Below are 22,386 nucleotides of genomic sequence, written 5' to 3'. Positions count from 1 at the left end.
TTCATAACAGGGAGATGCGATGCAAACCGATGACCAGCAATTAGCTGCTGATACGGCGTTGTTACAACTGGGCCGACGGCTACAGGCAGATGGGTATCACTTCACCACCGTGACGCCGCTGACTCACCGCCGGGTCAATGAGCGTGCAGGTTCCACTATGGCGGCCACCTTGCGCGATGTCTTCGGTTGGAACCGACTCTTTTCGCCCTCCCTGATGTCCGCCGACGAATTGCAGCAGATGCGCCAGGCAGGGGTTATTGATGAGCGGCCCAATGGATTGCTAAGCAAGGTCCGATGGTCGAGCTTAAGTGACTTGCTACTGGTACATTCCGGTTTTCCCACCACCGCCAGCGACGCGGTATTTTTCGGTCCCGATACCTATCGGTTTGCACAGGTGATCGAAGCTCATCTGCAAAGCAGTTTTCATGAAATCAACCATGTGATTGACATCGGTTGTGGCTCGGGGGCGGGCGCTATTCTGATTGCTAAAGCTCGGCGTGAAGCGCAAGTCCTCGCGACGGACATCAATCCTGTGGCGCTGCGCATGACGTCGGTGAACGCCGCGTTGGCCGGTGTCGCCAACGTGTTCTGTCAGCACAGCGATGTTCTGCAAAATGTCACCGGCACGTTCGATCTCATCGTGGCGAACCCGCCCTATATGAAAGACCCTAGTCAACGTGCGTACCGCCACGGCGGGGGTAATTTGGGCGCTGAACTGTCACGGCGAATCGTCGACGAGGCGCTGCCACGGCTTTCCGTGGGTGGCTCGTTGCTGCTATACACCGGAGTTGCGATGGTTAACGGCAGCGATCCGTTTATTGCCTCGTTAAACCTTTTATTGGGCCAACCAGAGTTCACTTGGACCTACCGTGAACTGGACCCAGACGTCTTTGGCGAAGAACTGGCAACCCAAGGCTACGAGAACGTGGATCGAATCGCAGCAGTCGCCCTGACCGTGACCAGAAAGGCATGATAGTGGGTTAGCCCGGCTGCTCTATTTGCTGGCCGGGTTACAACCAATCTGGGAAACCCCAACCTAAACCGCCACCGCATCCACTGCATACCCATTTGGGTTCAAGCACTGCCAGCGCCAGGCATCCTCAAGCATGCAATTCAAATCCCGGGTTGATTTCCAACCCAGCTCCTTTCGCGCTTTGCTGGGGTCTGACCAGCATTGGGCGATGTCACCGCTGCGCCTTGGTTCGACGCTGATCGGCATACGCGTGCCGACTACGTTTTCGAAAGCACGCAGCACTTCCATGACCGAGTAGCCGCGACCGGTGCCGAGGTTCCAGGTTGAGATCCCCGGTTGATTGCGCAGCCGTTTCAAAGCCATCAAATGACCTTCGGCCAAGTCGACGACGTGCAAGTAATCGCGAATTCCGGTGCCGTCCGGTGTCGGGTAATCGTTGCCGTAGATGCGCAATGCCGGCAGTTGCTTCAGAGCCACCTGGAGTAAATACGGCAACAGGTTGTTCGGGATGTTTTTTGGGGCTTCACCCAGCAGACCGGACGGATGTGCGCCGATGGGATTGAAGTAACGCAGCAGACCGATGGCCCAGCGCGGATCAGAATGCGCCACGCTGCGCATTACATGTTCCGCCATGAGTTTGGAGTGGCCGTAGGGATTGGTCGGAGAACCCAGCTCGGCGCTTTCACTGATAGGCATGGTTTCGCTTTCGCCGTACACCGTGGCCGATGAGCTGAACACCAGCGTGAACACCCCGGCGTGGGCCATCGCTTGGCACAGGGTCACGCTGCCGCTGACATTGTTTTCAAAGTACCGAAGGGGTTGGCGGACGCTTTCACCCACGGCTTTTAAACCGGCAAAATGCATCACGGCGTCGATTGGATACATGGCGAATACTTTGTCCAGCAAACGTCTATTGCGCACATCCCCCAACACAAACTGCGGTCGAGTCCCGGCCAGTCGGGCGACACGTTCCAGGGAGACTCTCGAGCTATTGCATAAATTGTCCAACACCACGACTTCATATCCGTTTTGCAGCAATGTAAGCACTGCATGAGCGCCGATATAGCCCGCCCCCCCAGTTACTAGAATCATTGGGTATCCCTCGAACCTTCCAATCCTCATTGACCGGTAACGCGAACAGTTAAGCCGCGTGACGGCCTGATCGAGCGCAGTGCGCCACTGCGTACCGGACAACCAATGCTTACGGTTAGTACAGGAAATCGCGCTGCTCTTGAGGGTGGGAAATCCAGGTTCTTCGCGAGTTCAGCGCAGGTTGCTGACCGGTGGTGACGCTTCGTCGCTTCGTTTTGATTTGCGCTGAACGGCTATACGAGATGCCTACTCCCATAGTAAGTACCAGGGGCTTTACCGGATGTCCTGCGTCTGGCTGACAGTGTTGTTGCCTTCATTGGTATCTGCATATCCGTAGCAAGTTCATTTGGGTGTTTCACCCTTGGTGGTACGTAAAGACGTCTTTGCAGAGGAAGAAAAGATGGAAAAAGCCCAGACGCAATACCCCGATGCTGTTGATAGTCAGCAAAACATTTCTCAAGCCGTCAAGGCACTCACAGCCAACCTGCGACCGACCTTGTTGTGCCTGTCGCATTTGCGCTGGGGGTTTGTTTATCAGCGTCCGCAACATTTGATGTCGCGATTTACCCGGGACTATCAAGTGCTTTTTTTTGAAGAACCGTTGCTCTCGGACCGAGCGACTGCCTGGCTTGAAGAGCAGTTGCAGGCCAGCGGCGTCAAGGTACTGATCCCTCGCGTCCCGGCCGGTTTGACTGCCGATGCCGTGACTCGAATACAGCGTGAGTTAATCGACACGTATCTTGCTGAATATCCGCCCCTGGAATTGCTACTGTGGTACTTCACGCCCATGAGTCTGGCGTTTACCGAGCATCTTAATGCCCAGGTCACAGTGTTCGATTGCATGGATGAGTTGTCGGCGTTCAAGGGCGCTCCACCCGACTTGCTTGATAAAGAACGTCAGTTGCTGGAGCGCGCCGACGTGGTATTTACCGGCGGGTATAGCCTGTGGGAAGCCAAACGCGATCAGCACGCTAACGTCCATCCTATGCCTAGCAGCGTCGATATTGAGCACTTTGCCGAGGCTCGAAACATAAAGACCGAACCGATGGATCAACGCGAGATTGGTCATCCACGCTTGGGATTTTTTGGCGTTATCGATGAGCGCTTCGACGTTGAGCTACTGACAGAGTTGGCGGTGCAATACCCGCGATGGCAGTTCGTGTTGATTGGCCCGGTGGTGAAAATTGATCCTGCTTCCCTGCCGCGCTTGAACAACATTCATTACTTGGGCGGCAAAAGTTATACGCAGCTTCCGGATTACCTCAGTGGTTGGGACGTGGCGCTGATGCCGTTTGCGATTAATGAATCAACTCGGTTCATTAGCCCGACCAAAACCCCTGAATACCTGGCGGGCGGCTGCCCGGTAGTGTCGACACCGATCATCGATGTGGTACGCATGTATGGCTCCAGTCCGGTGGTGCGCATCGCAGGTGTGGCCGAGGATTTTGCTCAAGCGATCAAGGCGGCGCTGCTTGATCGCCATGATCTTAAAACCCTTTACCGCCACGCGGATCAAGCGTTGGAAGGGAAGTCTTGGGATCAGACCTGGACCCAAATCAAGGAGCAGATTGAATGCCTAAAATAACCCTGGAAATGGCTGAGCAAACTTGCCGCTACGACTATTTAATTGTCGGAGCGGGGTTTGCCGGAAGCGTGTTGGCCGAGCGGTTGGCGGCTGGGCTGGGCAAGCGTGTGCTGTTGATTGATCGACGTGAACACGTCGGCGGCAATGCTTACGATCACTACAATGACGCCGGAATTTTGGTCCATCGTTACGGGCCTCATATTTTTCATACCAACGCCCAGCGCATTGTTGATTACTTGTCTGACTTCACCGAGTGGCGTCCCTATGAGCATCGGGTGTTGGCGAAAGTCGATGAGCAGCTGCTGCCGATTCCGATTAACGTGACGACGCTTAATGGCTTGTACGGGTTATCGCTGACCGAAGAGCAAGCGCGGGATTTTCTTGCCAGCCGCGCGGAACCGGTGGCCGATATCCGTACCTCGGAAGATGTGGTTATCAATCAAATCGGTCGCGAACTGTATGAGAAGTTTTTCCAGGGCTATACCCGCAAGCAATGGGGCCTGGACCCCTCCGATCTGGATAAATCAGTGACGTCGAGAATTCCGACCCGCACCACCACGGATGATCGCTATTTCACCGATACGTTCCAAATGATGCCGTTGCACGGCTACACAGAAATGTTTGAGCGCATGCTCGATCACCCGAGCATCGACATTGTGCTCGACACCGATTTTGAAGACGTGCGTGAGCGCGTGAGCTATCGACACCTGGTGTATTGCGGCCCCATTGATGAGTTCTTTGGCCACTGCCTGGGTCGATTGCCGTATCGGTCGTTGCGCTTCCTCCATGAAACCGTGAATCAGGAGCAATTCCAGTCGGTGGCGGTGGTCAACTATCCCGCGGAGTCGGTGCCTTACACCCGGATTACCGAATACAAACATTTGACCGGGCAGGAACACCCACTGACCAGCCTCACCTATGAATTTCCGTGTGACGATGGCGACCCCTACTATCCGATCCCACGGCCTGAAAATGCTGAGCTGTATGCGCGCTATAAAGCGTTGGCGGAAGAAACCCCCGAGGTGACTTTTCTTGGACGTTTAGGGACTTATAAGTACTACAACATGGATCAGGTCGTGGGTCAGGCATTGGCTTTATACAAGCGCATTGCCGACGCAGAGACCAGTGCCAGTGAGGCGCTACAGGCAGGACAGCCTGCCACTGTCGGGGAGTGAGCATGCAACAGGCAAAACTGTTCGAGAGTTTTTTTATGGGTGGTTTCGAGTGCTCGACTCACCGTCGGCGGGACGGACAACGCCTCGATCTCATTCGCTCCAGTGCCCATGACCGATGGGCCCGTGAGGATTACGCGCAGTTAGCGACGGCGGGTATCCATACCGTCAGGGATGGGTTGCGCTGGCATTTGATCGAGCGGCAATCCGGTCGGTATGACTGGAGCAGTTTTTTACCGATGCTGCGGGCTGCCAATGCGCAAAAAACGCAAGTTATTTGGGATCTGTCGCACTACGGCAGCCCGGACGGCCTGGACATCTGGCGCCCGGGATTCGTTGATCGGTTCGCCCGTTTTGCCGGGGCCGTGGCGAGCGTGGTCCGGGATGAGTCGGATCAGATTCCGTTCTATTCTCTGGTGAATGAAATGTCTTTCTGGGCTTGGGCTGGCGGTGACGTCGGCTACTTTGAGCCAGGTGCACACGGGCGGGGGCTGGAGCTCAAACATCAGTTGGTGCGGGCCAGCATTGCTGCCATAGAAGCAGTCCGTGCGGTGGAACCTCGGGCACGCTTTGTCCAGACCGATCCAATCATTCACGTCCTGGCCGACAGCTCTCGCCATGAAGATACGGCTGCGGCCGAAGGCTATCGGATGTCTCAGTTCGAAGCCTGGGATTTATTGATCGGTGAGCGCTGGCCAGGCCTGGGTGGTAAACCTGAGTACCTGGACATCGTTGGCGTTAACTATTACCCGCACAATCAATGGATTCTCAGCGGCCCGAGAATCTTTCGTGGCGACTCACGTTACCGTCCACTGGCGGGCATGTTGGTTGAAACCTGGCGGCGCTATCAACGACCGGTCGTGATTACTGAAACCGGCTCGGAAGGCCACGAACGGGCGAGTTGGCTGAGGTACATCTGCGAGCAAGCGACACTGGCGATGGCTCGCGGCGTTCCCATTGAAGGCATTTGCTGGTACCCAATACTCGATTACCCGGGATGGGATGACAATCGGCACTGCCCGGCCGGGCTGTTGGGGTTTGCCGACGAGCAAGGGCGGCGGTTGATAGACGAGTCACTGTCGTCAGAGCTTCACGCCCAACAGCGGCATTTCGCGTTGCTGGATGCAAACCCGGCTATGGAGACTCACGTATTTGACAATGAGTCCCGTTAAATGAGCCGTGATCGGGAGGTGAACCGACCGTTACCTGGACGTCCGCTAGCTTTTTTGCTGCGCTATATTCGGCAGCGGCCCTGGCAGTTTGGGGGACTGTTCGCACTGGTGATCGGCGCAGCGGTGTGCGCGGTGGCTGTGCAATATGGCATGAAGTTGCTGGTGGACATCATGACCTTGGGCAATCGCTCGACGGATTTGATCTGGAAACCGTTCGCGCTTTTTCTCACCCTGATCGTCATCGAAAATCTGCTCTGGCGCCTTGGCGGTTGGTTAGGGTCTCGTACGGTAATCGCCAGCTGTGCAGATTTGCGTGTCGATTTATTCAATCATCTGACCGGCCACCCGATGCATTACTTTTCAGCGCATTTCGCTGGGGCGTTGGGTAATCGGATCTCTGCCACCGGTGCCGCTGCGGGGGGTATTTATGGCGGTTTGGCGTGGAAGATAGTGCCGCCGTGTGTGGATTTTATCGGTGCGGTGGCGGTGCTGAGTCTGGTGAATGTCGGCATGGCGGTCGCATTGGTTGGCTGCGTGCTAGTGGTGGCGACGTTGATTACTTTATTCGGCATCGGGGGTCGGAGCCGACACATGAGCTTCGCCGCTCAATCGGCCAGGGTGGGTGGAGAAATCGTTGACCTGGTGTCTAACGTTTGGACGATCAAGGCGTTCTCCGCCAGGGCTCGCGAAGGCGTGCGCTTATCCCAAGCCATCGGAGTTGAGGCCAAGGCACAGCGGCGTAGCTGGATCTACCTTGAGTCTGCGCGGATGTTGCATGACGTTTGTCTCTCACTAATGGCCGGCGGCATGTTGGCGTGGGCCTTACTCGACTGGCAAGCGGGCAGCGTAACGGCCGGTGATGTGGTGATGGTCAGTGCGTTGACCTTCAGGATTTTGCACGGATCTCGAGACCTGGCGTTGGCGCTGGTGGATACAGCGCAGCAAATGGGTGCGATAGCCGATACGTTGCGAATCATCATCCAGCCCTACGCGTTGCTGGACGCCAATGTCGAGTTGTTTACTTCCAAAGGCAATATCGAGCTGGTTGACGTCAGTTATCAATACCCAGACGGTCGGCGGGTGCTCGAACATCTCTCGCTGTTTGTGCCAGCTGGGCAGCGTGTCGGCATTGTCGGTTCTTCTGGGGCGGGGAAATCGACGTTGATCGGCTTGATTCAACGCCTCGATGACGTGTCTGGCGGCGTTATCCTCATTGACCAACTGGACATTCGCTCTGTCAGCCAAGATAGCCTGCATCGCCAGATTTCAGTAGTGCCGCAGGAAGCGGCGCTGTTTAACCGCAGTGTCTACGAGAACATTCGATACGGTCGTCCAGACGCTGGCCATGAAGAAGTGCTGGCCGCCGCCCGCCATGCTTATTGCGATGAGTTTATTCGGCAACTGCCCCAAGGCTATGAAACGTTGGTAGGCGAACGCGGGGTGATGCTTTCTGGCGGTCAACGCCAGCGTCTGGGTCTTGCGCGGGCATTTCTTAAAGCTGCGCCAGTGCTGATCCTGGATGAGGCGACCTCCGCGCTGGATTCTCATTGCGAAGCGTTCATCAAAGCTGCACTGAGCGATCTTATGAAAAATCGTACCGTGTTGGCGGTCGCTCATCGGTTATCCACGGTGGCGAATTTTGACCGTGTGATCGTTCTGCAAGAGGGGCGTGTCGTGGAGGACGGTCCTCCCGCCGATTTATTGCGTCAAGGCGGGGTGTACGAAGCGTTGTGGGCCGCCCAGGCCTTACCGCAAAAGGCGCCCTGAACCATGGGGCGCTTTGTGGCTGAAACTGACGGTTGCTATAGAGGTCGGCGGAACTCGCGTTCTGGAGCGGCATCCACCGATGGAGCGCCAAATGGATGTCCATCGATGGCCGAATTGTACAGGGTGGACAATGAGCGTACCGGAGAACAACGATTCAGCCGTCGTGAGCGGTTGTGAGCCAGCGGTACCGGCCCGAAGATTAAGTCTTGGCGCACTCAATGGCAGCATTGCGTTGCCCAACGCCCAGCATTGGTTGCGGCGCTTGATAGCCTTTACCGGACCGGGTTATATGGTTGCGGTCGGCTACATGGACCCTGGCAACTGGGCTACAGACATTGCCGGCGGATCGCAGTTTGGCTATCTGCTGTTGTCGGTGATTTTGTTATCCAGCCTGATCGCAATCCTCTTACAGGCGCTCGCGGCGCGGTTAGGCATCGTTACCGGGCTGGATTTGGCGCAGGCGTGCCGCGAGCAATACAGCAGGCCAACATGCATCGCGCTATGGCTGGCATGTGAAAGTGCCATTATCGCTTGCGATGTGGCAGAGGTCATCGGTACGGCGATTGCCTTGAATCTGCTGTTCGGTCTACCCCTGTCATGGGGGGTAATCCTCTCGGTCGCCGATGTATTCTTGATTCTTATGCTCATGGGCCGTGGTTTTCGTGCCCTGGAGGCGTTTGTAATCACTTTGCTGACGCTCATTTTCATCTGCTTTGGGGTGCAGATGGTGTTGGTCCATCCGTCCATCGGCGAGATTGTCGCGGGGTCTATTCCTCACTCTCAGATCGTCGCCGATCCGATTGCTTTGTATTTGGCTATTGGCATCATTGGCGCCACGGTCATGCCGCATAACCTTTATCTGCACTCGTCCATCGTTCAAACTCGCGCTTACCCACGGACTTCTGACGGGAGAAAGTTCGGGCTACATTGGGCGGTAGTGGACAGCAGTGTTGCGCTGATGCTCGCACTGTTCGTGAACGCAGCGATTCTGATTACGGCGGCCGAGGTGTTTAACAAAGCCGGTCGCACCGATGTGCTGGACATCGAACAAGCCTACCACTTGCTCTCGCCAATGCTCGGCGTTGGCGTGGCATCGACGTTATTCGCGGTGGCGTTATTGGCATCGGGTATCAATTCGACGGTTACGGCAACGCTGGCGGGGCAGATCGTAATGGAGGGTTTTCTCCAGTTGCGGGTGCCGGACTGGATGCGTCGGCTGTTGACCCGGGGACTGGCTGTTATTCCGGTGATTGCAGTGACCAGTCTGTACGGGCCAAACGGTGCCACGAAATTGTTGGTGTTCAGTCAGGTGGCTCTATCGATGCAGCTACCATTTGCAGTCATTCCACTGGTGCGATTCGTCTCAAGTCGAAAACTGATGGGCGATTTCGTGACAGGGCGCTGGCTGACGTTTGTCGCCTGGGGCGTCGCCCTACTGATTGTGGTTTTAAACGTGGAACTGTTAGTTATTACATGCGTGGGCTGAGGAGCGTAACGGCTCTTCTTAAATCGCGTTTAGTTGAAACCGCAGCAGAAAAATGCCATTTGTCAGCTACGCGCTTTTTTTTAAAACTATTTTTAGAGCGAGGATTCGTAGATAAAGCGGGGCGTTACAGCTTCGCTAAATCAATATGAGGATTGCATCATGCCTAACAGTGGAAATTCTAACTCGGGTAATTTCTCAAACGATCGTGAAAAGGCCTCAGAGGCCGGAAAAAAAGGAGGTCAGAGCTCCAGCAACACGACTCAAGATCGCGATAAAACATCTGAAACCGGAAAAAAAGGCGGTGATAGCAGCCACGGCGGCGCCCGCAAGTCCTAAGTGAGTTGTAGGGACGGGGGCCAACCCCGTCCCTACAAAAACCCACGGGCTACGCCGTTCCGATCAGATAATTTGAGGTGCTGACTGGACCTTTCGCCATGATAAGCAATCATTAGTGCATGAATACCCAAAAAAGGAACTGTGCATGCTTATCCGGTGTTTAGCATTGGCCACTTTATTCACGGCTGTTATTGGCAACGCATTGGCGGCTGACAGTGACGAACCCTTGGCTCAAGATCGCGGCCGGTCGCGACCGTTAATCATTATCGCCTCAAGCTCTGTTGACCCTACGGTGGTCAGTTTGAAAAAGGCGTTAGACGAACCGGCCAATCGCGCTGCGTTCAACGAACGTAATATGGTCCTGTATACCGTGATCAATCTTATAGGCCAGCGCGACGGCAAAAACATGGACGCACAAACCACCATGGCTTTGATTCGCGAGTTGAAGATTGGCGCTGGCGGCCAAGCCAAGGTCATTCTGGTGGGCAAGGACGGCGAGAAGAAAATCGAGCATTCCGGACCCATTGATCCGAAGGAGATTTTCAGCACCATCGATCAAATGCCCATGCGCGAAAAAGAGGCGTCCGCGCCCGTTACTTCGAACTCTGCGCCAGTGGCTGCCCCTGACACGGTAGCGCCGCAAAATACCAAGGTCGGCAAATCAACCAAAGCCGGGAAGGCGTCTCCTACACCCGCCAAGTCGCTGGATGACTAACCGACTACGAACGGCTGACGGACTCGCGCTTGGCAGCAGAAGGCTTGACCGTCGGCTTGCGTTTTTTCTTCCAGGCCGCTCCTGTACGCCCGGACGGGCTGGCCGGCCCGCTGATGGTCAGCTTTAATTCGGTGCAGCGTGCTACCTGTTTGGCCATCCACGCTGACTGTTTAGCGACAAAATCCTCCAGGGTCATTTCGCCGTTTTGCACCATGTCCAACGCCTGCTCCCAGATCGCTGTTGTCCCTGGATCGGCGATGGCGCGGGGTACCGCGTCGATTAGACTGAATGCGGCGGGGGATGCGGCCAAGGCTTTACCGACTTTGTTCAGGTAACCGCGGTCTAGCAATCCCTGAATAATCCCGGCCCGGGTCGCTTCAGTACCAATGCCGGTGGTGTCCTTCAGTTTTTGCTTGAGCCGGGGGTCGCTGACCAGCTTGGCCACGTTTTTCATGGCCTTGATCAAATCGCCTTCGGTAAACGGCTTGGGCGGTTGAGTCCACAAATCCTTCAACGTCACGTTTTCAACGGCGCACTCCTGGCTCTTTCTCAGCGGGGGCAATGCTTGAGGCGTGGGCGCTTCCTGGCCTTTGCTCGGCGCCAAGGCTTGCGGCAAGGCGCGTTTCCAACCGGGTTCGACGATGCATTTACCGACGGCGCGCAACCCTTGCCCGGCGCACTCAAAATCAGCCTGGGTTCGGTCGAATTCATGGTTCGGCAGAAATTGCGCCAGATAACGCGCACGGATCAAGGTGTAAACCGCACGTTGTTTGCTGGCCAAGCGGCTCAGGTCCACGGTGGCCGCCGTGGGGATAATGCCGTGGTGGGCGCTGACCTTGGCGTCGTTCCAGGCTCGAGAACGGCGCGTTGGGTCGAGGTGCTTCATCAGGTCAGCCAAGCCCGGATCAGCTCGACCCAGGCCGGCCAATATCGCCGGGGCCTCAGCGTGTTGGCTCAGGGGCAAATAACCGCAATCGCTGCGTGGGTAGGTGACGATTTTGTATTGCTCGTAAAGCGACTGGGCGATGTCCAGGGTTTCCTGTGCGCCGAGCCCTAGCTTCTTTGAGCAGACTTCCTGCAACGTACCCAAATCAAACAGCAACGGCGGTGCTTCACGCATCCGTTCGGTTTTCAGCTTAGCTACCCGCGCCGTGGCTGCGGCGCGCAATGCCGCTGCCGCCTCGTTGGCCAGTGCCGGGTTCTGGCAGCGGCCGTGTTCATCACAGGCATCGTCCGGGGCCACCCACTGTGCGGTGAATGAGGTGCCGTCACTCACTAGCTGAACGTCGATGGACCAATACGGAACCGGCACAAAGTCAGCAATGCTCCGGTCCCGGTCTACCACAAGGCGCAGGGTTGGCGTTTGCACCCGGCCCACCGGCAAGACGCCCTGATAGCCGGACTGACGGCCGAGCAGGGTGAACAGTCGGCTCATGTTCATGCCAATCAACCAGTCGGCACGGGACCGGCCCAAGGCTGAGTGATAGAGGCTGAAGGTTTCGGCACCGGGTTTGAGCGTCGTCAAGGCTTTGCGAATGGAGGCGTCGTCCAGCGCCGAGAGCCACAAGCGTTGAATCGACCCGCGATAACGGCAATGCTCTACCAACTCCCGGGCAATCATTTCGCCCTCACGGTCGGCGTCGGTGGCGATCACCAGTTCCTGAGCTTCACCAAGCAAGCGTTTGACGGCTTTGAACTGGTTGGCGGTTTTTGGCTTGACCAGCATCTTCCATTTCGCCGGAATAATCGGCAGATCAGCCAGCGCCCAGCGCTTGTAGCGCTCGTCATAGGCGTCGGGCGGTGCAGCCTCCAATAGATGGCCGATGCACCAAGTCACCGTGATATCCGACCCGAGCCAACAGCCGTCGCCGCGTCGGGTAGCACCCAACACTTTGGCGATGTCTTTGGCCTGAGAAGGTTTTTCGCACAGGAACAGCCGCATGGTTATCGATCTTTCATAGCTGCGGGAAGAGCGTGCAGCATGCGCAGTGTTGGCTAATCAGGCAAGCTTTATCTGTATGGATATACAGCTAAAACGCTAAACCGCTTTCAGACCATAACGGCGAAGAAGGCGTCTTAATCATCCCGCGTCAGCACCTCCAAAAGCTCGATCTCAAAAGTCAGGTCTGAGTTGGGTTTAATGTGTGCCCCCATGTGCCGTTCGCCATAGGCCAAGTGCGCGGGCACTGACAGGTTGCGCTTGCCACCGACTTTCATGCCCATCAGACCTAGATCCCAGCCTTTGATCACGCGCCCGGTGCCTATCACGCATTGGAAGGGTTTACCGCGCTCGTGGGATGAATCGAATACCGTACCGTCTTGTAGGTACCCCGTGTAGTGGGTGGTGATCAACGCGCCTTTGACCACTTCCTTGCCAGCACCCAATTGGATGTCTTTTATTTCTAATTCAATGCCCATGGATGTTTTTTTCCTTTCAGGAACTCACAGACGGTTATCGCGGCCGTCGTTGATAGCAGAATGAAACGAATGCTTCATCGTTTAAGTCTATTAAATTCAAGACCACTCAGAAAGAACACGACATGAAACTACCGCGCCCCCAGGATCGGATCGAGCTGCTCGACAGCCGCCGTAATGAAAAAATGGCCCGTTCGGCTCATGCCTATGTGCGTGGTAACACCATTCAGTTTTATGAATGGCTGCACAGCCAGCGCGGACGACGCTTGCCCCATGGACCCAATGTGTGGATTTGTGGCGATTGTCACGTGGGCAATCTGGGGCCTACCGGGGATATTCACGGGCGCATCGATATTCATATTCGCGATCTGGATCAGACAGTCATTGGTAATCCGGTTCATGACTTGGTTCGGCTGGCGCTTTCTCTGGCAATGGCAGCCCGTGGTTCGGACTTGCCGGGTGTCACCACCGCACGCATGCTTGAAGAGATGATGCGCGGCTATGCACAGGCGTTCGTTAAAGAGCAGAGCGAGGATCCCGAACGGCCTAGTCAGGTAAAAGGCGGCATGCGCACTGCCGTGCAGCGCACATGGAAGCATTTGGCGCGTGAACGTATCGAAAACGAACGCCCGACGATCCCACTGGGGAAAAGTTTCTGGCCTCTGTCCCGTGCAGAAAAAGCTGAGATCAAACTGCTGTGCGCCACTCCAGAGATTCATAAACTGGTGACCTCGCTTAAAGGCCGACCCAATGATGCGAGCGTTGAGCTGTTGGATTCAGCATATTGGGTCAAAGGGTGCAGCTCTTTGGGGCTAATGCGCTATGCAGTACTGCTGGGGGTTGGCGGGAATGAGCAGCAGGATTACTGCCTGATTGATGTTAAAGAAGCCATCGCCGCAGCGGCTCCCCGTGCCGCCCGCGCCCATATGCCCCGGGACAATGCCCGGCGGGTGGTCGAAGGCGCACGTCATTTGTCTCCGGCATTGGGCGAGCGGATGCTGGCCACCCGTTTTCTCGATCACGGTGTGTTTATTCGTGAGTTGTTACCGCAAGACATGAAGCTGGAATTGGACACGCTGAACGAAATCGATGCCATGCGCGCTGCTGGGTATTTGGCGCGAATAGTGGGTATCGCTCATGCCCGGCAGATGGATGACGATATGCGTAAAAGCTGGTTGGCTGATTTGCAACTCAACCGCTCCAAGACGTTGGATGCGCCGTCATGGCTGTGGACCAGTGTCGTGCAGCTAGTGGGCAGCCATGAGGAGGGCTACCTCGAACATTGCCGTCGCTACGCCCTTGAAACCGGGCGCTGACGCAGTGCTGTATTCGCCACCAATCGATTGACGGCACACGGGGGCAGGCGTAAAAAAAACCCTGCTAAGAGCCAGGTGCAGTTAAATCATGAAAGTCTTCAACGAAATTGAAACAGCCGCGCTGTTACCCATCCGCGAATTGATAGCGGCATTAAGGGTTGCTGCTCAGCAGGTCGTCGATGGCGACATCGTCAGTCCTGAACGGCTGGTGGTGGCGCTCAAAGACGGCGGCGTGATGCTGTCGATGCCAGCGACTGCGGATGACATCGCCATCCACAAACTCGTAAACGTCAATCCGCGCAACCGTAACGAAGGCCTGCCAACGATTCACGGGCAAGTGGTCGCCTGTGACGCGTTAAGCGGCGTCATGTTGTTTCAAGTAGATGGTCCGACCGTTACGGGCAGAAGAACCGCCGCTGTCACCCTGCTGGGCATCAGCTGTTTATTGCCACAATCGCCTAATTCGGTGTTGGTTATTGGTGGCGGCAAGCAAGCGGGAAATCACGTGGAGGCGATCGCCGAGGTGTACCCCGACGCAGTGATCAGGGTTCGCGGCAGCTCTGTGCAGAGCGCTCGGGCGTTCGTTGAGCGGTTCAAGGCCCGCGCGCCCAATCTGGTGGCCGAAGACCTGGCCAATCAATCGGATGCAGATGTAGTCATCACGCTGACCACCAGCAAGACACCTGTGTACCTTGAGCCAGCCCGACCCGGTTGTCTGGTCATCGGTGTCGGTGCGTTCACGCCTGACGCTGCCGAAATTTCAGCCAAATTGATCAATGCCAGCACCGTTTATGTCGATGATCCCTTGGGCGCCACCCATGAGGCGGGCGATCTGATTCTGGCCAACATAGAGTGGGGCAGGGTGAAATCCTTGGCATCGGCATTAGTCAACAAACCCGACTTCTCAAAACCCATTGTCTTCAAAACTGTGGGCACCGGGGCATGGGATCTGGCAGCGTGTCGAGTGATCAAAGCCAATCTTGATCGGCGCTGATCAGCGCCTGGTCGGGGCTCATTACGGCTTGCTCTGTTAGTATCGGCGCATTTGAATTCAGAGGTGCCCCATGAGCGAGCCGATCCGCCTTACCCAATACAGTCATGGCGCCGGTTGTGGCTGCAAAATCTCCCCCGAAGTGCTGTCAGTGATCCTGACTGGCAGCGGCGCGCAGAACCTCGATCCAAAGCTTTGGGTCGGCAATGCCTCGCGGGACGATGCGGCGGTATATGCCATCGATGAAGAACGTGGCGTGGTCTCGACCACCGATTTTTTCATGCCAATCGTCGATGATCCGTTCGATTTTGGTCGCATCGCAGCAACCAACGCCATCAGCGACATTTATGCCATGGGCGGTGATCCGCTAATGGCGATTGCGATCCTCGGTTGGCCAATCAACCTCCTGGCACCAGAAGTGGCCCGCGACGTGATTCGCGGCGGACGGGCCGCCTGCGATGCTGCTGGCATTCCACTGGCAGGCGGACATTCGATTGATGCGCCGGAACCGATCTTCGGTCTTGCGGTAACGGGGCTGGTGGAAAAGCGTTTTATGAAGCGCAACGACACTGCTACCGAAGGCTGCAAGCTGTACCTGACCAAACCGCTAGGCATTGGCATTCTCACCACCGCCGAAAAGAAAGGTGTGCTGCGAGCCGAGGATCAAGGCGTAGCTCGAGACTTGATGTGCACGCTGAACAAGCCGGGCAGCCGCTTCGCCCGACTCGAAGGAGTCAAGGCCATGACTGACGTTACCGGCTTTGGTCTGTTGGGCCATCTGGTTGAGATGGCCGACGGCGCCAAACTGACGGCGCGTATCGACTTTGCGGCCGTGCCGCGTTTGCCCAGCGTCGAATTTTACCTTCAGCAAAACTGCGTGCCGGGTGGCACTCACCGAAATTTCGACAGCTACAGCGGCCGCCTTACGCCGCTGACACCCATTCAGAAACTGTTGCTGTGCGACCCGCAAACCAGCGGCGGGTTGTTGGTGGCTGTCGAGACTGATGCACAGGAAGCGTTCCTGACGATGGCTGGAGAGCTGGGTTTGAACTTGTCGGTGATCGGCGAATTCATCGGTCGACAGAGCCACGCGGTCGAGGTGTTTTGATGCGTGACAACAGCGCCGACTACCGCCACATTTTTCTCAACGACATCCCGCTGATGGACGTCCGTGCCCCGGTCGAATTCGACAAGGGTGCTTTCCCTTTGGCGTGTAATCTGCCGCTAATGAATGACCTTGAGCGGGAGAGGGTCGGTACCTGTTACAAGCAACAAGGGCAACAGGCGGCCATCGAACTGGGCCATCAATTGGTCTCCGGCCAGACCAGGCAGGACCGGATTGACGCGTGGTCCGCGTTTGCTCGCTCCCAACCTCAAGGTTTTTTGTATTGCTTCCGAGGAGGCCTGCGCTCGCAACTGACCCAGCAATGGCTCAAAAACGAGGCGGGGATTGAATACCCTCGGGTGCTCAACGGTTACAAAGCGCTGCGTACGTACTTGATGGACGTCACTGAAAGCGCGGTGTTGGAATGTGATTTTATATTGGTGGCGGGGCTGACGGGGTCGGGTAAGACCGAGGTGCTGACCCAACTTAGCAACGCTCTGGACCTGGAGGGCCACGCCAACCATCGCGGTTCAAGCTTCGGCAAGCATGCCACGGGGCAACCGGCCCAGATCAGTTTTGAAAACGCGCTGTCCATCGACATCCTCAAGAAACGGGCTGCGGGCACGACGCAATTTGTGATCGAAGATGAGGGCCGGGCGGTGGGCAGTCGGGCGGTTCCGTTGACCTTGTTTCAGGGCATGCAGCACTACCCGTTGGTGTGGCTTGAAGAGCCATTCGAGAACCGGGTAGAGCGGATTTTGAAAGACTACGTGGTCGACCTGTGTGCCGAGTTTTTTGAGGTGCATGGGCTTGAACAGGGTTTTGGCGTGTTTGCCGCACAACTGCGACGGAGCCTGGCCAGCATCGTCAAACGCTTGGGTGGCGAGCGCTACCAGCGCCTGTCAGCAGTGATGGACGCCGCGCTGGACGAGCAGGAAAACTCCGGTGCGGTGGACCTGCATCGCGAGTGGATAAGCGGGATGTTGGGCGAATATTACGACCCTATGTACGCGTACCAACGTGACAGCAAAGGCCCTCGCATCGAGTTTTCAGGGAACCATGCGGCGGTGATTGAGTATTTGAAGGCCCGTCAGTTGCGTGTGGCTTAAGTCGGGAGTACCCCAGCCCCCTGCGCTTGGCCCGGAAACGGAGCGAATTCATTCGCAAATGCGTTTCAAGCGCAGACGGCACAGGGCTTATAAAATAGCCACACCCACCAACCCGCTGATAATCCCGACCACCATCGTCAACACGCCCACGGTCACCAGTATCTTGGTGTCGAACGACTGGCGCAGCATCAGCAACGACGGCAAGCTCACGCTGGGCAAGGTCATCAATAGCGCGACGGCAGGGCCGGTGCCCAGGCCCAACGACATCATGGTTTGGACAATCGGAATTTCGGCAGCGGTTGGAATCACGAACAACGTACCGACTGCGGCCAGCGCCGTGATCCATAACAGGCTGTTGCCCATGGACGCATCGATGTGGGGGAAAAGCCAAACTCGCGCTGCGCCCAGTACCAGTACCGCGACCACGTAAATCGGAATCGTGCTCCAAAAAAGTTGCCACAAGGTCCGGCCCCAGCGGGTGAAGAAATTACTTTGATCAGTCGAACTTGCGTCTGCAACGGCTTCCAGCGCTTGTTCGGGTACTTGTTCTGGGCTGGCGATGCGTTGAGCGATCAACGAGACACCCAGCACTAATACCACCCCGGCCACCAGGCGCAATGCGGTGAATTCCCAGCCCAGTACAAAACCCATGAACACCAGCGTGGCCGGGTTCAGTACTGGGTTAGCGATCCAAAAAGCCAGCGCCGCGCCAACGGAGACCTGTTGCCGGCGCATGCCCGCAGCCACTGGAGCGGCGCAGCAACTGCACATCATCGCTGGTAGCGCGAACAAACCGCCGCGTAAGGTCGAACCAAAACCGGCGCGGCCGAACAGACTCAACAGCCAGTCCCGTGGAATCAGCACTTGCATCAGCGAACCCAGGATGACCGCCAAAGCAGCGGCTTTCCAAATTGCCAGAAAGTACACCTGGGCGTAGGCCAGCGCGGCGCTGAACGTGTTGTCTTGCGGGGCGTTAAGGATCGACGCGCCAATGCTGTGGTTGTCGGCAGCGACGAACGATTTCAAGTAGTAGGGCGACCATTTGACGTAGTAGAGGCCGATGACCGCCACCAACAAGAACAAAACTGGCTTCCACCAGAATGACAGGCCCCTTGGTTGGGCGACGGTAGGCATTGTGGACATTGAGCGGTTTCCGGGCAGTTGGGGGATCGGCGCATGATACCTCAGCTTCTGTTTCTGACTTGAGCTTTAGCACCCAGACGATCAGTTTTAGCGTTATTTATTAACGCGCACCCCTGCCGACCGCGCGACCGCAGCACGATGGCATTCACCCGCTGTCGTAATTCCAGGGCCCACCGTGCGGCGCCGCATTTTCAGGAGAAGCGATGAGCCAAGACGTACTTGCCACCGAAACCAACCGACGCCAATTGCAGCAGATCATTTCCGGATTGTCCGACGGTGTGATTCTGATCGAAGTGGATCAGACCATAGCGTGGGCCAACGACGCCGCGTTGGCTATGCATGGGGTCAGTCAAGTCAGTGAGTTGGGCGTAAACGCGAAGGCGTACGCCAAGCGATTCACCTTGCGTTATCGCAACCACCACCCGTTATCCGACGACAACTACCCGATTGTCCGAGCGGCGGCCGGGGAGACATTCAGTGATGTGGTGGTTGAAGTCAGACCCATCAACAATGAAGAAAAAATCTGGGTGCACCGAGTTCGCAGCATGACGTTGGCCGATATCTCTGGCGAGGCCGAGTCGCTGGTGATTATTTTGACTGATGTCACCGAATGGGCCAGTGCAGAAGAGCGCTTCGAGAAAACCTTTGGTGCCAACCCAGCGCCAGCAGTAATTTGCAGACTGAGCGATTTACGCTACATCAAGGTAAACCCAGGTTTTCTGGAAATGACCGGTTATGCCCGAGAGCAGGTTATCGGCCGTTCCGTTTATGAGGTTGACGTGCTGGAGGGGGCCGATAACAAAGAACTGGCCGTTCAGAGGCTAGGTGAAGGCGCGACCGTTCCGCAGATGCACGCGGAGCTTAAGCTCCCCTCGGGGGGCAGCAAGTTGGTGATCGTTGCCGGTCAGCCGCTCAGCATCAACGATGAAGTCTGCATGCTTTTTTCTTTTGTCGACCTGGAACCGCGCCGCAAAGCCGAGGTTGCGTTGCGTCAGAGCGAAGAGCGTTTCGCCAAAACCTTTCGTTTAAATCCGGTACCGACGTTGATGTGCAGTGCGCAGAGCCAGCAAGTAGTGGACGTAAACGAAGCATTTTTCAGAATAACCGGTTTTAATCCTGAGGAAGTGTTGGGCAAAACGGCGGCAGAAATCGGTTTTATTGACGACACCCGTGCCTGCAATCAGTTATTTGCGACCCTCGAAAAGGTCGGCAGCGTGGGAGAGCAGGACCTTAGAGTTCGCAAAAAAGATGGCGAGCTAATTGATTGCGTAGTGTCGGCGGACACCCTAACTATTCAGGACGCTCCTTGTTACCTGATGGTGTTGATGAATATCACCGAGCGCAAGCGTTCCGAGTTGGAACTGATTGTGGCCATCGAAGAAGTAATGCGTGATGCATCGTGGTTCAGCCAGACGTTGATTGAAAAGCTGGCCAACGTAAAAAGCACTAAAGCACCCCATCAACCAAATACCTCATTTACCGAACTGACGGCTCGCGAGCGTGATGTGCTGGGGTTGATTTGCGAAGGGCTTGCCGATAAGGAAATCGCCGCTCGACTCAAACTTGCACCCAATACCGTACGTAATCACGTGGCAACGGTGTATTCAAAACTTGACGTTCATAGTCGTAGCGAAGCTATCGTTTGGTCCCGAGAACGCGGTTTATTTAGCGGTGAGCGGCGAACAAACGGCAAATCATAAGGTGCAAATGCACTAAGGCGCCCAGTGCAAATTCGGGTTTTGTCCATGGACGTGATTTCTTACTCTCTCGCCCATAGCAAATGAACGATTGCGCGCATGGATGCCATTGCGTCTATGAATCTTAAACCTCTTTTCAAGAGGAGCATGCCCCTGTGTTTGCTCTGTCCTATGTAAGTCGCTGCCTGAAAAAAAGTTTTATGCCCTTGGCCTGTGAATGCACGCTGGGTGCCGATGCATCGCTCACGGTCCGGATTTTTGACCCGGTTACCGGACGTGTCGATTTGGTGGTAACCGGGATCGTAATGGAAAGGCTCAACGACGCTGATGATGTCGCCAATATGATCGAAGAGCTGCGCGAAGAGATGCGGAGCAATACGTTCAGGGCCGTGCAGGTAAGCGATTAGATCGATTGGCTGTGCGTTCGGCAACTGGATGTCCCTGCGTAATGACGCCACAATGCGGCTACGTATTCTCGGAGCCCTATGTGCATGCTAGTTGTCAGACGCTTCGCCTCATTTATCGACCAAGCGAAGCGTGCCTTGGAACTGGTCTGGAGTACCTCGCGGGGGCTGTTTATCGGTTTGGTCGTGGCAACCCTGATAGCCGGGGTGCTACCCGCATTAGCCGCATGGCTCGGGCAGCGAATTGTCGATGCAGTGGTTGCGGCCATGCAGTTGCACGCGAGTCAAGGCAGCGCTCCGTTATGGCCTGTGTTGCGTTACGTATTATTCGAAGCAGGTGTGCTGGCGCTGTTGGCGGGCGCACAACGGGGCCTCTCGGTTCAACAGTCGCTGTTGCGGGTGCAACTGGGGCAGAAGGTCAACACCCTGATTCTGGAAAAGGCCCAAACCCTATCGCTGGTGCAGTTCGAAAATTCCGAATTTTATGACAAATTGGTTCGCGTTCGCCGCGAAGCCTCGACTCGCCCACTGGCCTTGGTCACCAAATCCCTGGGCCTGATCCAGAACCTTATTTCTCTGATCAGCTTTGCCGTGCTACTGGTGCATTTCTCACCCTGGGCGCTAGCGATATTGATTCTCGGCGCATTGCCCGTGTTCTTCGCCGAAGCGCATTTCTCCGGCGATGCCTTTCGTTTGTTTAGCCGCCGCGCCCCGGAAACCCGCCACCAAAACTATATTGAAACCCTGCTCTCCCATGAGACCTACATCAAAGAGGTCAAGCTGTTTGGCTTTGCGCCGCTTCTGTTGCAGCGTTATCGGGACACCTTTACCAAGCTCTACAGCGAAGACCGTCGTTTGACTCTGCGCCGTGATAGTTGGGGCTTTCTCCTTGGCCTACTGGGTACCAGCGCGTTTTATCTAGCGTACGCCTGGGTCGTGATCGATACGGTGAACGGCTTGATCAGCCTGGGGCAAATGACAATGTACTTGGTGCTGTTCAAGCAAGGGCAAAGTGCGGTGAGCAGTAGCCTCAGTGCTATCAGCGGTTTATATGAAGACGGCCTGTACCTGTCCAACCTCTACGAGTATCTGGCGCAACCGGTGATCATCGAAACAGGTGGGCTGGTCCACGGCGTGCTGCCTGGCGACGGCCTGCGCTGCGAAGGCGTGGGTTTCACTTACCCGGACGCCCAGCGCGCCACCCTGGAAAATATCGATTTGCATTTGCAGCCGGGGTTTAGCGTGGCTCTGGTGGGCGAAAACGGCTCAGGCAAGACCACCTTGATCAAGTTGCTGACCCGGCTATATCGCCCCGATCAAGGCCGCATCCTGCTGGATGGCAGCGACCTTAACGACTGGAGCGAAGACGCATTGCGGCGGCGGATCGGGGTGATATTCCAGGATTACATCCGTTATCAGCTAACGGTGGGTGAAAACCTTGGCGTCGGCGATATCGACGCCTTTAACGACGAATCCCGCTGGCGCCAAGCCGCGACTCAAGGCATGGCGGCAGAATTCATCGAAGCGCTGGACGGCGGCTTTGCCACCCAGCTAGGCCGCTGGTTTGCCGGAGGCCAAGAGCTATCCGGTGGTCAATGGCAGAAAATAGCCCTGTCTCGGGCTTACATGCGCCGTAACGCTGACATCCTCATCCTCGACGAACCCACGGCCGCCCTCGATGCCGCTGCCGAAGCGGCGGTGTTCGAGCACTTTCGCGAACACGCTAAAAGCCGCATGACGCTGTTGATCTCGCACCGTTTTTCCAGCGTGCGCAACGCGGACCACATCATGGTACTGGACCAGGGCAGGGTACTTGAACGCGGCGACCACGACAGCTTGGTGGCGGCGGGCGGTCGCTACGCGCAGTTGTTTGACTTACAGGCTCGGGGGTATCGGTAGTCAGAGCGC

At 56.3% G+C, this 22,386-nt stretch carries 19 protein-coding genes; 15 read left to right on the top strand and 4 right to left on the bottom strand.

The genetic code is table 11. From position 1 onward, the window contains the following. Positions 1–19: 19 nt before the first annotated feature. Complete coding sequence (locus RGW60_RS10000) at positions 20–973, top strand: class I SAM-dependent methyltransferase (RefSeq protein ID WP_322204286.1); 954 nt, start codon at positions 20–22, stop codon at positions 971–973. 63 nt (positions 974–1,036) lie between these two features. On the opposite strand, the gene galE is transcribed toward RGW60_RS10000, so the two are convergent. Then, the gene (gene galE / locus RGW60_RS09995) at positions 1,037–2,065 is read right to left on the bottom strand and encodes a UDP-glucose 4-epimerase GalE (RefSeq protein ID WP_322204284.1); all 1,029 of its coding nucleotides are present in this window, start codon (positions 2,063–2,065) and stop codon (positions 1,037–1,039) included. Positions 2,066–2,465: 400 nt separating this feature from the next. Here galE and RGW60_RS09990 point away from each other — a divergent pair, with 400 nt between their 5' ends. The 7 genes from RGW60_RS09990 to RGW60_RS09960 all read left to right on the top strand — a co-directional run bounded on the left by RGW60_RS09990 (position 2,466) and on the right by RGW60_RS09960 (position 10,298). After that, entirely contained in the window at positions 2,466–3,650 is a 1,185-nt protein-coding gene (locus tag RGW60_RS09990) for a glycosyltransferase family 1 protein (RefSeq protein ID WP_322204282.1), read from the top strand. Next, positions 3,638–4,825, top strand: coding sequence for a UDP-galactopyranose mutase (gene glf / locus RGW60_RS09985; protein WP_322204280.1), 1,188 nt, complete (start codon positions 3,638–3,640; stop codon positions 4,823–4,825). Before RGW60_RS09990 ends, glf begins: the two co-directional genes overlap by 13 nt. Before the next feature lie 2 nt (positions 4,826–4,827). Then, positions 4,828–5,994 (top strand): beta-glucosidase, encoded by a 1,167-nt coding sequence (locus RGW60_RS09980; protein ID WP_322204279.1) that lies wholly within the window; start codon positions 4,828–4,830, stop codon positions 5,992–5,994. After that, entirely contained in the window at positions 5,995–7,761 is a 1,767-nt protein-coding gene (locus RGW60_RS09975; protein WP_322204277.1) for an ABC transporter ATP-binding protein, read from the top strand. Positions 7,762–7,891: 130 nt separating this feature from the next. Continuing rightward, positions 7,892–9,247 (top strand): Nramp family divalent metal transporter, encoded by a 1,356-nt coding sequence (locus tag RGW60_RS09970; RefSeq protein ID WP_322204275.1) that lies wholly within the window; start codon positions 7,892–7,894, stop codon positions 9,245–9,247. 159 nt (positions 9,248–9,406) lie between these two features. Then, on the top strand, positions 9,407–9,583 hold the full coding sequence (locus tag RGW60_RS09965) for a general stress protein (protein ID WP_322204273.1): 177 nt from the start codon (positions 9,407–9,409) through the stop codon (positions 9,581–9,583). A gap of 145 nt (positions 9,584–9,728) precedes the next feature. Then, entirely contained in the window at positions 9,729–10,298 is a 570-nt protein-coding gene (locus RGW60_RS09960) for a DUF4174 domain-containing protein (RefSeq protein ID WP_322204271.1), read from the top strand. Positions 10,299–10,302: 4 nt separating this feature from the next. Here RGW60_RS09960 and RGW60_RS09955 read toward each other — a convergent pair whose 3' ends face one another. Both RGW60_RS09955 and RGW60_RS09950 read right to left on the bottom strand, forming a co-directional pair. Beyond that, the gene (locus tag RGW60_RS09955) at positions 10,303–12,240 is read right to left on the bottom strand and encodes a DNA topoisomerase III (protein WP_322204269.1); all 1,938 of its coding nucleotides are present in this window, start codon (positions 12,238–12,240) and stop codon (positions 10,303–10,305) included. A 134-nt stretch (positions 12,241–12,374) separates the two neighbouring features. Continuing rightward, positions 12,375–12,716, bottom strand: a complete 342-nt coding sequence (locus RGW60_RS09950; protein WP_322204267.1) for an FKBP-type peptidyl-prolyl cis-trans isomerase — start codon at positions 12,714–12,716, stop codon at positions 12,375–12,377. Between the two features lie 122 nt (positions 12,717–12,838). On the opposite strand from RGW60_RS09950, the gene RGW60_RS09945 reads away from it, so the two are divergent. The 4 genes from RGW60_RS09945 (at position 12,839) to mnmH (ending at position 17,234) form a co-directional block, all read left to right on the top strand. Next, positions 12,839–14,029 carry a DUF2252 family protein gene (locus tag RGW60_RS09945; RefSeq protein WP_322204265.1) on the top strand — a complete coding sequence of 397 codons (1,191 nt, stop codon included), beginning with the start codon at positions 12,839–12,841 and terminating at the stop codon, positions 14,027–14,029. 88 nt (positions 14,030–14,117) lie between these two features. Beyond that, a complete protein-coding gene (gene lhpI, locus RGW60_RS09940; protein ID WP_322204263.1) occupies positions 14,118–15,023 on the top strand; it encodes a bifunctional Delta(1)-pyrroline-2-carboxylate/Delta(1)-piperideine-2-carboxylate reductase in 906 nt (301 codons plus the stop codon). Between the two features lie 70 nt (positions 15,024–15,093). After that, positions 15,094–16,128: a selenide, water dikinase SelD gene (gene selD / locus RGW60_RS09935; protein ID WP_322204262.1), complete on the top strand. Its 1,035-nt coding sequence runs from the start codon at positions 15,094–15,096 to the stop codon at positions 16,126–16,128. Next, positions 16,128–17,234 carry a tRNA 2-selenouridine(34) synthase MnmH gene (gene mnmH / locus RGW60_RS09930; RefSeq protein ID WP_322204260.1) on the top strand — a complete coding sequence of 369 codons (1,107 nt, stop codon included), beginning with the start codon at positions 16,128–16,130 and terminating at the stop codon, positions 17,232–17,234. The genes selD and mnmH overlap by 1 nt, the downstream gene beginning before the upstream one ends. An 87-nt stretch (positions 17,235–17,321) precedes the next feature. On the opposite strand, the gene RGW60_RS09925 is transcribed toward mnmH, so the two are convergent. Then, the gene (locus tag RGW60_RS09925) at positions 17,322–18,377 is read right to left on the bottom strand and encodes a permease (protein WP_322204258.1); all 1,056 of its coding nucleotides are present in this window, start codon (positions 18,375–18,377) and stop codon (positions 17,322–17,324) included. Positions 18,378–18,580: 203 nt separating this feature from the next. Between RGW60_RS09925 and RGW60_RS09920 the strand changes: the two genes are divergently transcribed. The 3 genes from RGW60_RS09920 to RGW60_RS09910 all read left to right on the top strand — a co-directional run bounded on the left by RGW60_RS09920 (position 18,581) and on the right by RGW60_RS09910 (position 22,377). Next, the gene (locus RGW60_RS09920; RefSeq protein WP_322204256.1) at positions 18,581–20,077 is read left to right on the top strand and encodes a helix-turn-helix transcriptional regulator; all 1,497 of its coding nucleotides are present in this window, start codon (positions 18,581–18,583) and stop codon (positions 20,075–20,077) included. 152 nt (positions 20,078–20,229) lie between these two features. Further along, positions 20,230–20,481, top strand: coding sequence for a DUF1652 domain-containing protein (locus tag RGW60_RS09915; RefSeq protein WP_322204255.1), 252 nt, complete (start codon positions 20,230–20,232; stop codon positions 20,479–20,481). Positions 20,482–20,565: 84 nt separating this feature from the next. Continuing rightward, positions 20,566–22,377, top strand: a complete 1,812-nt coding sequence (locus RGW60_RS09910) for an ABC transporter ATP-binding protein (protein WP_322204253.1) — start codon at positions 20,566–20,568, stop codon at positions 22,375–22,377. The last annotated feature ends 9 nt before the right edge of the window (positions 22,378–22,386 follow it).

The organism is Pseudomonas sp. AB6 (genome assembly GCF_034314105.1).
Lineage (GTDB): Bacteria > Pseudomonadota > Gammaproteobacteria > Pseudomonadales > Pseudomonadaceae > Aquipseudomonas.
The sequence above is the reverse complement of the archived record's forward strand: the minus strand, read 5'-3'. Positions and strand labels throughout refer to the sequence as shown.